This is a genomic window from Flavobacterium psychroterrae (assembly GCF_018380615.1).
GTDB classification, from domain to species: domain Bacteria; phylum Bacteroidota; class Bacteroidia; order Flavobacteriales; family Flavobacteriaceae; genus Flavobacterium; species Flavobacterium psychroterrae.
Genome location: NZ_JAGYVZ010000002.1, coordinates 276,867 through 289,162, shown reverse-complemented (window position 1 = coordinate 289,162; position 12,296 = coordinate 276,867). Strand labels below are relative to the sequence as shown.

Annotated in this window: 16 protein-coding genes; 13 read left to right on the top strand and 3 right to left on the bottom strand. The window is 32.7% G+C overall.

Going from position 1 to position 12,296, the window contains the following annotated elements; genetic code table 11:
• Positions 1–14: 14 nt before the first annotated feature.
• Positions 15–743: a geranylgeranylglyceryl/heptaprenylglyceryl phosphate synthase gene (locus KHA90_RS03055; protein ID WP_213295199.1), complete on the bottom strand. Its 729-nt coding sequence runs from the start codon at positions 741–743 to the stop codon at positions 15–17.
• A gap of 82 nt (positions 744–825) precedes the next feature.
• Here KHA90_RS03055 and KHA90_RS03050 point away from each other — a divergent pair, with 82 nt between their 5' ends.
• From KHA90_RS03050 to KHA90_RS03040, 3 genes are all read left to right on the top strand, one after another.
• Positions 826–1,422, top strand: a complete 597-nt coding sequence (locus KHA90_RS03050) for a Crp/Fnr family transcriptional regulator (protein WP_213295198.1) — start codon at positions 826–828, stop codon at positions 1,420–1,422.
• Positions 1,423–1,503: 81 nt separating this feature from the next.
• Positions 1,504–1,791: a hypothetical protein gene (locus KHA90_RS03045; RefSeq protein WP_213295197.1), complete on the top strand. Its 288-nt coding sequence runs from the start codon at positions 1,504–1,506 to the stop codon at positions 1,789–1,791.
• Positions 1,788–2,204 (top strand): group III truncated hemoglobin, encoded by a 417-nt coding sequence (locus KHA90_RS03040; protein ID WP_213295195.1) that lies wholly within the window; start codon positions 1,788–1,790, stop codon positions 2,202–2,204. Before KHA90_RS03045 ends, KHA90_RS03040 begins: the two co-directional genes overlap by 4 nt.
• Before the next feature lie 223 nt (positions 2,205–2,427).
• Here KHA90_RS03040 and KHA90_RS03035 read toward each other — a convergent pair whose 3' ends face one another.
• Positions 2,428–3,090 carry a 4'-phosphopantetheinyl transferase family protein gene (locus KHA90_RS03035; protein ID WP_213295188.1) on the bottom strand — a complete coding sequence of 221 codons (663 nt, stop codon included), beginning with the start codon at positions 3,088–3,090 and terminating at the stop codon, positions 2,428–2,430.
• 308 nt (positions 3,091–3,398) lie between these two features.
• On the opposite strand from KHA90_RS03035, the gene ahcY reads away from it, so the two are divergent.
• The 10 genes from ahcY (at position 3,399) to KHA90_RS02985 (ending at position 11,381) form a co-directional block, all read left to right on the top strand.
• On the top strand, positions 3,399–4,715 hold the full coding sequence (gene ahcY / locus KHA90_RS03030) for an adenosylhomocysteinase (protein ID WP_213295186.1): 1,317 nt from the start codon (positions 3,399–3,401) through the stop codon (positions 4,713–4,715).
• A gap of 280 nt (positions 4,716–4,995) precedes the next feature.
• The gene (locus KHA90_RS03025; RefSeq protein ID WP_213295182.1) at positions 4,996–6,090 is read left to right on the top strand and encodes a WG repeat-containing protein; all 1,095 of its coding nucleotides are present in this window, start codon (positions 4,996–4,998) and stop codon (positions 6,088–6,090) included.
• 119 nt (positions 6,091–6,209) lie between these two features.
• Complete coding sequence (locus KHA90_RS03020) at positions 6,210–7,052, top strand: hypothetical protein (protein ID WP_213295174.1); 843 nt, start codon at positions 6,210–6,212, stop codon at positions 7,050–7,052.
• Between the two features lie 86 nt (positions 7,053–7,138).
• Entirely contained in the window at positions 7,139–7,471 is a 333-nt protein-coding gene (locus KHA90_RS03015) for a DMT family transporter (protein ID WP_213295173.1), read from the top strand.
• Positions 7,472–7,487: 16 nt separating this feature from the next.
• On the top strand, positions 7,488–7,949 hold the full coding sequence (locus KHA90_RS03010; protein ID WP_213295172.1) for a GNAT family N-acetyltransferase: 462 nt from the start codon (positions 7,488–7,490) through the stop codon (positions 7,947–7,949).
• A gap of 132 nt (positions 7,950–8,081) precedes the next feature.
• On the top strand, positions 8,082–8,927 hold the full coding sequence (locus KHA90_RS03005; RefSeq protein WP_213295170.1) for a methylated-DNA--[protein]-cysteine S-methyltransferase: 846 nt from the start codon (positions 8,082–8,084) through the stop codon (positions 8,925–8,927).
• Between the two features lie 72 nt (positions 8,928–8,999).
• Entirely contained in the window at positions 9,000–9,722 is a 723-nt protein-coding gene (locus KHA90_RS03000) for an alpha/beta fold hydrolase (protein WP_213295168.1), read from the top strand.
• 3 nt (positions 9,723–9,725) lie between these two features.
• The gene (locus KHA90_RS02995; protein WP_213295165.1) at positions 9,726–10,439 is read left to right on the top strand and encodes a 2OG-Fe(II) oxygenase; all 714 of its coding nucleotides are present in this window, start codon (positions 9,726–9,728) and stop codon (positions 10,437–10,439) included.
• Positions 10,440–10,540: 101 nt separating this feature from the next.
• A complete protein-coding gene (locus tag KHA90_RS02990) occupies positions 10,541–10,786 on the top strand; it encodes an Ada metal-binding domain-containing protein (RefSeq protein ID WP_213295161.1) in 246 nt (81 codons plus the stop codon).
• The gene (locus KHA90_RS02985) at positions 10,773–11,381 is read left to right on the top strand and encodes an alpha-ketoglutarate-dependent dioxygenase AlkB family protein (RefSeq protein WP_213295157.1); all 609 of its coding nucleotides are present in this window, start codon (positions 10,773–10,775) and stop codon (positions 11,379–11,381) included. Before KHA90_RS02990 ends, KHA90_RS02985 begins: the two co-directional genes overlap by 14 nt.
• Positions 11,382–11,389: 8 nt before the next feature.
• Here KHA90_RS02985 and KHA90_RS02980 read toward each other — a convergent pair whose 3' ends face one another.
• Entirely contained in the window at positions 11,390–12,145 is a 756-nt protein-coding gene (locus KHA90_RS02980) for an NUDIX hydrolase (protein WP_213295156.1), read from the bottom strand.
• Positions 12,146–12,296 lie beyond the last annotated feature (151 nt).

Below are 12,296 nucleotides of genomic sequence, written 5' to 3'. Positions count from 1 at the left end.
TGGTTGTTTTTATTTTATGGTTCAAAAAAGTGGCTGTCGTTTTCAAAAGCAGTTCCTATAACTACTAAATCAGCGCCGGCATTATGAGCATTTTGAATTCCGTGCAAATCTACAATTCCTCCTCCAACAATAATAGGAATATTAATGTTTTGAGCAATTAACTGTATCATTTTCAAAGGAACCGGTTTTTTTGCTCCGCTTCCGGCTTCTAAATAAATCAATTGATTGCCTAACATTTCTCCGGCTTGCGCAGTTGCTAAAACCAAATCAAAATTATCACGATTAAGCGGTTTTGTTTTGCTCACGCGTGCTACGGCAGTTTCATTTCCGCTTTCAATCAAAATATATCCAGTTGAAATAACTTCCAGATTTGTTTTTTTAAGAATTGGCGCTGCCTGAACCTGATATTCTATTAAATAATCCGGATTTCGACCAGATAGTAAAGACAAGAACAAAATAGCATCTGCCTGAGGTGAAATTTGTGATGGATTACCCGGAAATATTACAACTGGCAAGTTTGTTTTTTGTTTTAAAGCTGAAATTAAATCTTCTAATATTGTAGATTCAACAATACTTCCGCCAACAAAAACATGTGTTGCAGGAGATTGGTTTATTTTAAGTAATAAATGATCTAAATTTTCCCAAACAATTTTATCAGGATCTAAAAGTATGGCTAGCAATTTTTGTCCATTACTTTTAGCTTCCAAAATTTGATGGCGTATGTTGGGTATTTTTTGTCTCATAACGGGCGTAAAAGTAAAAGTTTTTTAATGCAGAAGAACTATCTTGAATGAATTATATTTGTGTCATAGCTAAAACAAGATTATGATTGCAATTGATCTGTTAGAAAAATATGGGGCTTTAAAAAAATCTTTCGATAAAAATGAAATTATTTTTGAAGAAGGGAATCTTCCTGCGCACTACTACCAAATTATTTCCGGAGAAGTAAAAATGAGTAATTATAATGACGACGGCCGCGAATTTATTCAGGGTATTTTTTATAAAGACCAATCTTTTGGAGAACCACCTTTATTTCTGAACCAAAATTATCCTGCGAATGCTATTACTGTTGACAATTCTGAAGTTCTTGTTCTTGCAAAAAGCAGTTTTATGAAATTGCTGGAAGAAAATCCTAAAATCAGCATTAAGATGATTGAGAATTTTGCGCAACGATTATATTACAAGTCGGTTATGGCGGCTGAAATGTCAACACAAGAGCCAGAGCATCGAGTTTTAAAACTAATCGATCACGGAATTGCTTATTTTAATTTCCAAAAAGATGAAAATGGCTACCTCATCAATTTTACAAGACAGCAAATTGGTGATTTAACCGGTTTACGGGTAGAAACCGTTATCAGAACCATTAAAGCTTTAGAAAAAAAAGGGATTTTGAAGATTATAAACAGAAAAGTATATCGATAAAATAGTTCTTGTTTTATGATTTTAATCATAAACTGAAGCTGTAAAGTGCATGTACCTTTGTAGTATAAAAATCTCAATATCATGACACTATATCAAACAACATTCGAAAATTTCAATAAAAATTATATGGGTTCTGCAGCAATGGCTGTAATTGGTCAAAGCTGTTTAGGTGCAGCGGCGGCGATGTATATCCTGTCTCACGGAACTTCTGTTGGGCAAATGATACAACTGGCTATTATTGTTATGGCTTGTATTCTGGCAAATACTTCTATTCTGGCACAAATGAAACACAAAGTAGTTTTTAACTTCATTATTGTAAGTGCTTTATTAAGCGTTATCTTTATAATCGTGAACAATTTTATTCTATGATAAAACAAATAGAAAACAGAGCCGATATTTCCTTTTTAGTACATCAGTTCTATGCTAAAATAAGAGCCGATCGAGAGATTGGCTTTTATTTTAATACGATGATTAAAGATTGGGATGCGCACTTAGAAAAGTTAACCGATTTTTGGGAAACTAATTTGTTTGCCGTTAAAAAGTATAAAGGCAATCCGCATACAGTCCATAATGAAGTTGATGCTCATTTTGAAAGCAATATAACTGCAGAGGTTTTTGGAATCTGGCTGAATCATTGGTTTCAAACCATAGACGAACATTTTGAAGGTGAAAATGCCGATACGCTAAAACGTCGTGCCAGAAAAATGAGTACTTTTTTGTTTATGAGTATGTTCGAACATCGCAAGAAGATGAGTGAAGCTTCTTTAGAAAACTTAAATTAAGTTTATTTTTTGTCATTTAGATCCCGAAGCTTCGGGATCTAAATGACACCAGAAGCTCGACAAAGATTGGCGACAATATAGAACGCGGATGACGCGGATTCGCTTTTGCGAAAACACAGATTAAAACGGATTTTAGCAACTCAATCTTTTCATTTCTGTAAATGACAAGATCGAGATCAAACCTTGGAATTTTGATTTTTTAAAATTGGAATTTATTGAAAATTTATTTCTCAAAAGCATAAACCAAAGTAAAGTCCTGTCCGGAAGTACTTGACTTGATCTCTTTATAATGCACATCAAAATCTATTACCAAATCATTAAAATGCAAAGTGGCTTCTGTTAGATTTTTATCTAACGAAAAATCATCTACTCTAATATGATCCTTGAAACTGATTCCTTTTTCGTTTCTAATTTTAAAGATCGCTTCTTTCGCTCCCCAGATTACAGTAAGTTCCTTAACATAATTAGTTATGTCTTTGCTCCCGAAACTTCGCGATAAATAACTATTTTCTGTGTCTACAAATTTATCAGCGATTCTAAGGATTTTTTCGCGTTGCAATTCCATGTCGATTCCTACGGTTTCATCGCTAATAATAATCGCTGCAAAATCATGCGAATGTGTTATAGAAATATGATTGTGACAATTAAAATACGGTTTCCCAAACTCATCATAATGCATTTCATGATCTGTAAAACCCATTTCCTGTATCAACATACGAACGCTCAAAAAAGCACGCTGGTGCATTTGCGACTTCATTGCGTTAAGTCTTTGCTGCGTTTTTTCTTTTAATACTACCTGGCTCAATAATTCCTCAAAAGATTCTGTTATATGCCAAATTAAGATTTTGGTAGTTGCGTTGAATTGTATGGTTTGAAATAAAGGCATTCTTTTTTAATTATGAATTATGGTGTTATTTTTTAAACCACATAAGTGATATAAGTAAATATAATATGGTCGTACTGAAAATTGCTATTATAAATTTAAGTAATTAAGTGTATTCAAAATAAACAATTTATAATATTAAGATTTTTTTTTAAATGAACTTATATAACTTATATGGTTAAAAAGATTTTGTAAACTAATCTTCTATATATTAAGAAATTAAACATTTCACAAATCTTCTAGAAAGTAGTCAAAATTAAAAACCTATTCCGTAAATTTGCAAAAATTTTACAATTACAAATATACTATAAATGAGTACTACAACTACGCCTTTTGTGGCTTTCAAAGTAAAAGACATCTCTCTAGCAGCTTGGGGAAGAAAAGAAATTGAATTAGCTGAAGCTGAAATGCCAGGTTTAATGGCGCTTCGTGCTGAATATAAAGACGAACAACCTCTTGCAGGTGCTCGTATCGCCGGATGTTTGCACATGACAATCCAGACTGCAGTTTTGATCGAAACTTTAATCGCTCTTGGTGCAGAGGTTACTTGGTCTTCTTGTAACATTTTCTCTACTCAGGATCAGGCTGCTGCTGCTATTGCTGCTGCAGGAATTCAGGTTTATGCCTGGAAAGGTCTTGATGAGCAATCATTTGACTGGTGTATTGAGCAAACTTTATTCTTTGGTGAAGACAGAAAACCATTGAACATGATTCTTGATGATGGTGGAGATTTAACAAACATGGTTATTGACCGTTTCCCGGAATTGGTTCCTGGAATCAAAGGATTGTCTGAAGAAACTACAACTGGTGTTCACAGACTTTACGAAAGAGTAAAAGCCGGAACTTTACCAATGCCTGCAATCAACATTAACGACTCTGTTACTAAATCTAAATTTGATAACAAATACGGTTGTAAAGAATCTGCTGTAGATGCAGTACGTCGTGCAACTGACTTAATGTTAGCTGGTAAAAGAGTTATCGTTTGTGGATACGGTGATGTTGGAAAAGGAACTGCTGCTTCTTTCAGAGGTGCTGGATCTATTGTAACAGTTACTGAAATTGACCCAATTTGTGCTTTACAAGCTGCAATGGACGGTTATGAAGTTAAAAAATTAAACACTGTTGTTGCAAATGCTGATATCATCATTACAACTACTGGAAATAAAGATATCGTTCTTGGATCTCATTTCGAGCAAATGAAAGACAAAACTGTTGTTTGTAACATTGGTCACTTTGATAACGAAATTGATATGGCTTGGTTGAACAAAAACCACGGTGCATCAAAAATCGAAATCAAACCACAAGTTGACAAATATACTATCGCTGGAAAAGACATCATTATTCTTGCTGAAGGTCGTTTGGTAAACCTTGGTTGTGCTACAGGTCACCCAAGTTTTGTAATGAGTAACTCATTCACCAACCAAACTCTTGCTCAAATCGAATTATGGAAAAACAGCGCTGCTTACAACAATGACGTTTATATGTTACCAAAACATTTAGATGAAAAAGTTGCTGCTTTGCACCTTGCTAAATTAGGAGTTGAATTGGAAACTTTACGTGACGATCAGGCTGCTTATATTGGTGTTGAAGTTCAAGGTCCGTTCAAACCAGAATATTACAGATACTAAATAAATTTTAGATTGAAGATTTCTGTCCCGATAGCTATCGGGATAGATTTCTTTAATTATCTATATCAAACCCGATGGATTTTTAAAATCTATCGGGTTTTGTTTTTTTATCTTAAATCTAAAGTCATAAATCTAAAATTTCATTATCTGGGCGTGTCACCAATTTCGCGTTCCTAAACCCAACAGGTTTTAACATTGAATAAACTCAAGAAAGTATTGAATCAATTTGGATATTCTTTTTTCAAAACCTTATTCTTATATTTACTGTAAATACTTTTTCATGAAACAATTTATTCCGTTGTGTCTATTTTTATTTTTAAACTGTGCTTTATTTGCACAAAACAAAGACACCTGGGTTTCATTTTGGGACAAAGACACGACACATATTGGATTTAAAGATCAAAATGGCAAAATCAAAATAGAACCAAAATATATGGGACTTACCTTTGCTAATAAATTTGATGATATCATTGTAGTTTCAGAAGAAAATAAAGAAAACTGGAAAAGTTATTACCTAACTAAATCCGGTAAAACTGTTGGTCGTGATAGTTTGTATATTTATGATAATGGTGCCGATTGCGAAAACGAAGGTTTTATCAGGTTTAAAGATTATAAAACAAATAAAATGGGTTTGTTTAACGCTCAGGGAAACATTGTAATTCCAACCGAATATAGCGATTTAACCAGAGTTAGAAACGGAATGATTATCGCACTAAAAGGTGCAACAAAAGTAATGGATTCTGGCGGTGACGGTCATTTTAGCTGGGTTGGCGGTAAAGAATATCTTATTGATATCAATAATAAAATTCTTATTGAGAATTTTGGTTATAACGACGAACTTAATTTTTATTCTCTGCAAAAATCAAAAGAACCAAGCAAAGACGAAATAAGAGAAAATTTTCTTGCGGTTGACGGTGAATATTATTCCTTCACTAATTTTGATAAAGAATTTAAATCATGGCTGAAAAATAATTTACTGACTGATTTATCTAAAGAAAATTTACTAAAAAACTCATACGATAAAATTACATATTGGAAAGAGCAAGAAGCTGAAGGCTGGATCAGTAAACCAAAAGCCAGCTTTATAGAACAAAATTATAAACTCATAAAAGCAAAACTACTTGAGCTTAAATTGGCAGATTGTGATTATCACATTTTCTCTCAAAGCTTAAATAAATTTATTTATGAAGCAGATGAATATGATCACTATTTTGACAATTGCCATCAGCCGAAAGACTGGATCAATCCTGTGAAAAATATTGTTATTTCTCCAAAGAACAAAACTGATCACGGACAAGATCATTTTGAATTTTTAAGAACTGGTAATGGTTATAAATTAATTAGCATCTCACTAAGAAAAGCTGAACTTAAATAATTCTAACATTTTATTTTTTGAAATTTTCTAAATACTATTTTGTTTTGTAAAATAATTCTGAAATATATCAATATATTCGCAGCAAATAAAACCAAAAACCTCAACCAATAAATCTCAAAATGAAAATAAAATTACTTAGTACAAGTTTGTTTTTACTTATTACGTCAGTTTCTTTCTGTCAAAAAATATCAGTTAGTGAGATAAACGAAAAAAGATCTACATCAGATAATTCATTTGGAAACGAATGTGAAATTGAATTAAAAATCTCCGGTGACGAGGTAAGAAAATACAAATTAGTAAAAATTAGTAAAATCACTAAAGCAATTGATGATCAAGGTATCGATTTACTTAATGATGATAAAAACAATGACGATTATATTAAAATAGATCAAACTGCTAAGATTAAAATAGAAACTAAAATTCCTGCCAGAAAGGCAAAAACTATTAAGGAACTTAGCGGAGAAGTGAGCTTGTACAATCCTAATCAGGCAAACGGGAGTGAAATCAAAATCACTGATTATCAGAATAAAACCAATGTAAATCTTTTACCTAAAAAATCAGGGTTAGAAATAATCTATTTAACAAAAGAATCTTACGCAAAATATGTCAAGGAGAATAAAGATAAAAAGGAAGAAGAACTTAAAAAACTGCCCGAAGCTGCAAGACAATTAGCTCAGGGATTAGTTGGTGCTTTTGAAGGTCTTTTCAGCTCTGACGATACTACTGACGATAATAAAATTTATTTTTATGTAAATGGAGATAAATCTAAATTTGTCGATTTATATTTTGAAGATGCAACCGGAAAGAAAATAGAACGAAATGGCAGTATGAGAAGTGATGCTTTGTTTACCTATTATTTTGACGAAAAACCAAATCCCAGCTGGAAATTGGTAATTAATATTGAAACCGATAAATCACTAAAAAAAATACCATTTAAACTAATTGATATTGAATTGCCATAATCAAAAAACAACATTAGTTTATTTATACAATTCTATAAATTCTTCTTTCACATCAATACAAAGGTTAACTTTGTTAAAAACGTGATATGAAGAATTTTATATTTTTAGGCATTGCTATACTATTTGAAATTATAGCAACATCTGCATTAAAAAAATCAGAACAATTTACACAGCTTATTCCAAGCATTATAACAATTGTGGGCTATTTTGCAGCCTTTTACTTCTTGAGTTTTGCCATTCGAACAATTCCTGTTGGTATTGCTTACGCGATTTGGTCAGGAGTCGGCATTGTTTTGATTACAATTATTGGCGCAGTATTTTTTAAACAAATACCAGATTTACCTGCGATTATTGGCTTGGTTTTAATTATGGCAGGTGTTATAGTTATTAATATTTTTTCGAAAACTACGGCTCATTAATTCAAACATCAAGAAAATGAATTTCAGAAAAGCTACAATTTCAGATTTACAGGAAATGCAGGAAATGTATATTGAAACCATAAAATGGGTTTGCAAAAGCGATTATAATCCTTTGCAAATTAACGCATGGATTTCGAGTCTTGATGATACGGAACGCTGGCTGAAAGTGATTCATAGCCAATTTGTTTTACTGGCAATTAATGATAATAAAATTGTAGGTTACGGAACTTTAAAAGATGGAAATTATATTGATTTCTTTTGTGTTCACAAGGATTTTCAACGCCAAAAAATTGCAGATAATATCTTTAATCAATTAGAGGCTGAAGCTATTAGGGAGCGTTCAAAAACAATTACTGCAGATGTAAGTATAACGGCAAAACCATTCTTTGACAAAAAAGGATTTGCTGTAAAAGCCAAACAAAAAAACATAAGATTGGGCGTTGAACTCATCAACTTTAAAATGGAAAAAGAATTGTAAAAGCGGTTTCAAGTTTCAGGTTTCAGGTTCTGTAATAACTTGAAACAAAAAACAAATCTAAAAAACTTCCGCAAGTTTCGGATTTTATGATCGCGCATTCCTGCCGATATTTGCATTATAAAATTGAACGAAATGAACACACAGGAAAATATCAATTATAATCGCATTGCCGAAGCTATTGATTATATCAAGTCAAACTTTAAGGAGCAACCCAACTTAGATGAAGTTGCCGAAAAAGTACATTTAAGTCCGTTTCACTTTCAGCGTTTGTTTACAGAATGGGCAGGAACAAGTCCGAAGAAATTTCTGCAATATATCAGTGTCGAAAATGCTAAAAAAATCCTCAATGAAAACAGTCGTGCAACTCTATTTGATGCCGCATTTGATACTGGATTATCAGGCACAAGTCGTTTACATGATTTATTTGTAAACATCGAAGGCATGACTCCGGCCGAATATAAAAATGGCGGTAAAAACTTAGAAATCAATTATAGTTTTGCCGAAAGTCCGTTTGGGAACATCATCGTTGCTTCGACCAATAAAGGGGTTTGTTTTATGGCTTTCGCCGAAGATGAAGAAATTGGATTTCAAGATCTAAGAAATAAATTTCCGAATGCAACATTCTCCAGAAAACTGGATTTGGCACAACAAAACGCTTTGTTTATTTTCCAAAACGACTGGAGTAAATTATCTGAAATAAAACTGCATTTAAAAGGAACCGATTTTCAATTGAAGGTTTGGGAAACTTTGCTTAAAATTCCTATGGGGAAACTTTCAACTTATGGTACAATCGCGCAACAAATAGAGAAACCAAATGCATCCCGCGCAGTAGGAACTGCAATTGGGAGTAATCCTGTGGCATTCTTGATTCCGTGTCATCGTGTGATTCAATCTTCTGGAACCTTTGGCGGTTATATGTGGGGAAACACCCGTAAAACTGCAATTATTGGTTGGGAAGGTGTTCAAATTAGCTTATAATTGAGCAAGAAACAGATTTTATCTTCCCGATTTCAAAAGTAATTTTGTCTCATAAATAATAAATATTATAAGATGAAGACATTTATTTTAATTCACGGTTCATGGCATAGTTCATGGAATTGGCACAAAATAATTCCTGTTTTAGAAAGTAAAGGACATAAAGCAATTGCAATAGATTTGCCTGGAATGGGAAGGGATAAAACACCTATTCAGGAGGTAACATTACAAACTTCTGTAGAGAAAATTTGCGCATTAATTGATAGTTTAGAGGAACAGGTAATACTTGTGGGACATAGTAAAAACGGGATCATGATTTCGCAAGCTGCAGAATACAGATCTGAAAAAATTGAAAAACTTATTTATCTGGCTGCTTATTTAATTCCAAATGGTAAAACCCAAACCGAATATTCAGTTCAGGATATTGAAGGTGTTCTGAAACCTTACGTTACCAGATATCCGGAATTAAATGCACATACTTTACAAACAGAAATTTATAAAGAAGGTCTTTATCATGATTGTGAAGATTCGATAACGCAATTAGCAAAACTATTATTGAGTCATGAACCGGTTGCGACAGGAATTACACCTCTGGAATTATCTGAAGGGAAATATGGGAGCGTTCGCAGATTTTATATAGAATGTACTGATGACAAAGCTGTAACACCATTTATTCAGAAAAAAATGTATACTGAAACTATTTGCGAAAAAGTATATAGTATGCAAACCAGCCATTCTCCCTTTTTTAGTAAACCGGAAGAATTATCTGCAATCTTTTGTGAAATAGCAACTCTTTAAAAAATGCAAAATATACAATCAAAAATTGCTTCTCTTAATTGGGAAAGTATCACCGAATCTATGCACGAAAATGGATTTGCTATTATTCAGAATTTAATCAATAACGAACAATGTGAAGATCTAAAATTCGATTATGATAATCCAGCTTTATATCGAAAAACGGTTGTAATGGAACGTTATCGTTTTGGTTTGGGCGAATACAAATATTTTAATTATCCATTACCTGATTTAATTCAGACAATCCGAACTATTATTTATCCAAAGCTTGCGCCAATTGCAAATGCGTGGATGAAAGCATTAAATATAAATACTGTTTTTCCTGAAACACACGAAAAATTACTGGAACAATGTCATGCCAATAATCAGTTAAAAGCAACTGTTTTAATTTTAAAATATGGTAAAAGCGGTTTTAACACCTTGCATCAGGATTTATATGGCGATGTTTATTTCCCAATTCAAATGGTGGTTTTCCTGAATGAACCTGATGTCGATTTTACGGGCGGAGAATTTGTATTGACACAACAAACGCCCAGAGCGCAATCAAAAGCAATCGTTTTGAAACCTAAAAAAGGTGATGTTTTGGTTTTTACAACGAATTTTAGGCCTGTGAAAGGCACAAAAGGATATTATCGCGAAAATATGAAACATGGCGTGAGCGAAATTCATTCCGGCGAAAGACATACGTTAGGAATTATTTTTCATGATGCGTTATCGTAATTTTAAGGCACAAAGGTTCAGAGTTACAAAGGCACAAAGATTTACGACTTATACAGAACCTCTGAACCTTTGCGCCTATGTACCTTTGCAACTTAAAACAAATGATTCAACACAATAAAATTTCCGATTCTGATTTACGAATTAAAATTAAAAATTCCGAAATTTGCTTTGGTGGAAACCAAAAACTTAAAATTTATGGAACGCTGAAATGTGCTTCGGGAAAAAGAATGAAACGAGAAAACCGGGTTTTCTTTTTATCTAAAAATGAAGCGAAACAAAATGGTTTCAGACCTTGTGGACATTGTATGAAAACCGAATATCAAAACTGGAAAAATGGACTTATTTAATCCCGACATAAACGAAACAACGAATCTGCTTCCTAAAGACGGAACTGTAAATTATTACGGAAAATTGTTTTCAAGAGAAAATGCTAATCATTATCTGGATGTTTTATTGAATACAATAGAATGGAAAAATGACGAAGCAGTTATCTTTGGGAAATTAATTATTACAAAGCGAAAAGTAGCTTGGTACGGTGATTCTGGTTTTGAATATACATATTCGAATACGACAAAAAAAGCTTTGCCGTGGACGAAGGAATTACTTGAACTAAAAACTGAAATTGAGAAAAAAACAGGAGAAACATTCAATTCTTGTTTGCTTAATTTATATCATTCCGGCAATGAAGGAATGGCGTGGCACAGCGATGCCGAAAAAGATTTGAAAAAAAATGGCGCCATTGGTTCCCTAAGTTTTGGTGCTGAACGCAAGTTTGCTTTCAAACATAAGGCATCTAAAGAAACCGTTTCTTTAATCCTGGAACATGGCAGTTTATTAGTGATGAAAGATACAACGCAAACCCATTGGCTACATCGATTACCGCCAACAAAAACAACATCAAAACCCAGAGTAAATCTAACTTTTAGAACGATTGTGGAGTAATATTTGTTTTACCAGCCCTGATTCAAGCCGTTTTTAAGGACTTCCTCATATTTATCTTTATCAAAAGTGTATAAGTTTGGTGCTTTATGAGCGACATTACTTTTCTTTTCGTCAAGTTTATTTAAGATTCCGATATTGTTGATTTTTCGAAGAAAATTACGTCTGTCCAGTTTTTTATCTAAAATTGTTTCATACAATTTCTGAAGTTCCGGCATCGTAAATTTTTCGGGCAATAAATTATAACCTATTGGCATTAAATTCAATTCAATTCTAAGTGTATTTAAGGCTTTATCCAGAATTTCTCTATGATCTAAAATAAGTTCCGGAACTTCTTTATGATCTATCCATTCTATGATTTCACGACTATTTTCTTTTTGAGGAATCGCCTTTAAAAAATCAACTAAAGCATAATATCCAATGGTTACAAAACGTTGCGTAAACCATTTTCCTACTTCTTTTGGAATTTTAAAATGTTCCAGAACTGCATTCCCAAAATGTTGATCGTTACGTTTTACTCTTCCAAAAGTGGCAAATTGCCTCAGGAAAATACCTTCTATTCCAGTACGCTCATTTAAAACAGTAACTGCTGCGGTATCAATATCCTCGTTAATAGGAATAAATCCGTCAGGTAAAGACCATTTGTCTTCGTACGGAGTTTTAATCAATAAAATTTTAAGCTGATTATCATGAAAACCAAAAATGACACAATCTATGGAAAGTCCGGGCTGGTAATTTTCGTTATTCATTATTATTCCTTTTAACATTCACTTTTCTTAAAATCAATATTCCGCATTCAAATAAAGATGCAATTTAAGTCATTTTTACAGAAAGAAAACTTTTTTTGAAAAATGCTTAATTTTAAACAAATCAAAACGCAAAATCAAAAATGTTCATTCACAATTTTCACTTAAAATT

Excerpts from the sequence above, each read along its gene's own strand:
- KHA90_RS03055 (WP_213295199.1), bottom strand. The coding sequence starts at position 743 with ATGAGACAAAAAATACCCAACATACGCCATCAAATTTTGGAAGCTAAA.
- KHA90_RS03050 (WP_213295198.1), top strand. The coding sequence starts at position 826 with ATGATTGCAATTGATCTGTTAGAAAAATATGGGGCTTTAAAAAAATCT.
- KHA90_RS03045 (WP_213295197.1), top strand. The coding sequence starts at position 1,504 with ATGACACTATATCAAACAACATTCGAAAATTTCAATAAAAATTATATG.
- KHA90_RS03040 (WP_213295195.1), top strand. The coding sequence starts at position 1,788 with ATGATAAAACAAATAGAAAACAGAGCCGATATTTCCTTTTTAGTACAT.
- KHA90_RS03035 (WP_213295188.1), bottom strand. The coding sequence starts at position 3,090 with ATGCCTTTATTTCAAACCATACAATTCAACGCAACTACCAAAATCTTA.
- ahcY (WP_213295186.1), top strand. The coding sequence starts at position 3,399 with ATGAGTACTACAACTACGCCTTTTGTGGCTTTCAAAGTAAAAGACATC.
- KHA90_RS03025 (WP_213295182.1), top strand. The coding sequence starts at position 4,996 with ATGAAACAATTTATTCCGTTGTGTCTATTTTTATTTTTAAACTGTGCT.
- KHA90_RS03020 (WP_213295174.1), top strand. The coding sequence starts at position 6,210 with ATGAAAATAAAATTACTTAGTACAAGTTTGTTTTTACTTATTACGTCA.
- KHA90_RS03015 (WP_213295173.1), top strand. The coding sequence starts at position 7,139 with ATGAAGAATTTTATATTTTTAGGCATTGCTATACTATTTGAAATTATA.
- KHA90_RS03010 (WP_213295172.1), top strand. The coding sequence starts at position 7,488 with ATGAATTTCAGAAAAGCTACAATTTCAGATTTACAGGAAATGCAGGAA.
- KHA90_RS03005 (WP_213295170.1), top strand. The coding sequence starts at position 8,082 with ATGAACACACAGGAAAATATCAATTATAATCGCATTGCCGAAGCTATT.
- KHA90_RS03000 (WP_213295168.1), top strand. The coding sequence starts at position 9,000 with ATGAAGACATTTATTTTAATTCACGGTTCATGGCATAGTTCATGGAAT.
- KHA90_RS02995 (WP_213295165.1), top strand. The coding sequence starts at position 9,726 with ATGCAAAATATACAATCAAAAATTGCTTCTCTTAATTGGGAAAGTATC.
- KHA90_RS02990 (WP_213295161.1), top strand. The coding sequence starts at position 10,541 with ATGATTCAACACAATAAAATTTCCGATTCTGATTTACGAATTAAAATT.
- KHA90_RS02985 (WP_213295157.1), top strand. The coding sequence starts at position 10,773 with ATGGACTTATTTAATCCCGACATAAACGAAACAACGAATCTGCTTCCT.
- KHA90_RS02980 (WP_213295156.1), bottom strand. The coding sequence starts at position 12,145 with ATGTTAAAAGGAATAATAATGAATAACGAAAATTACCAGCCCGGACTT.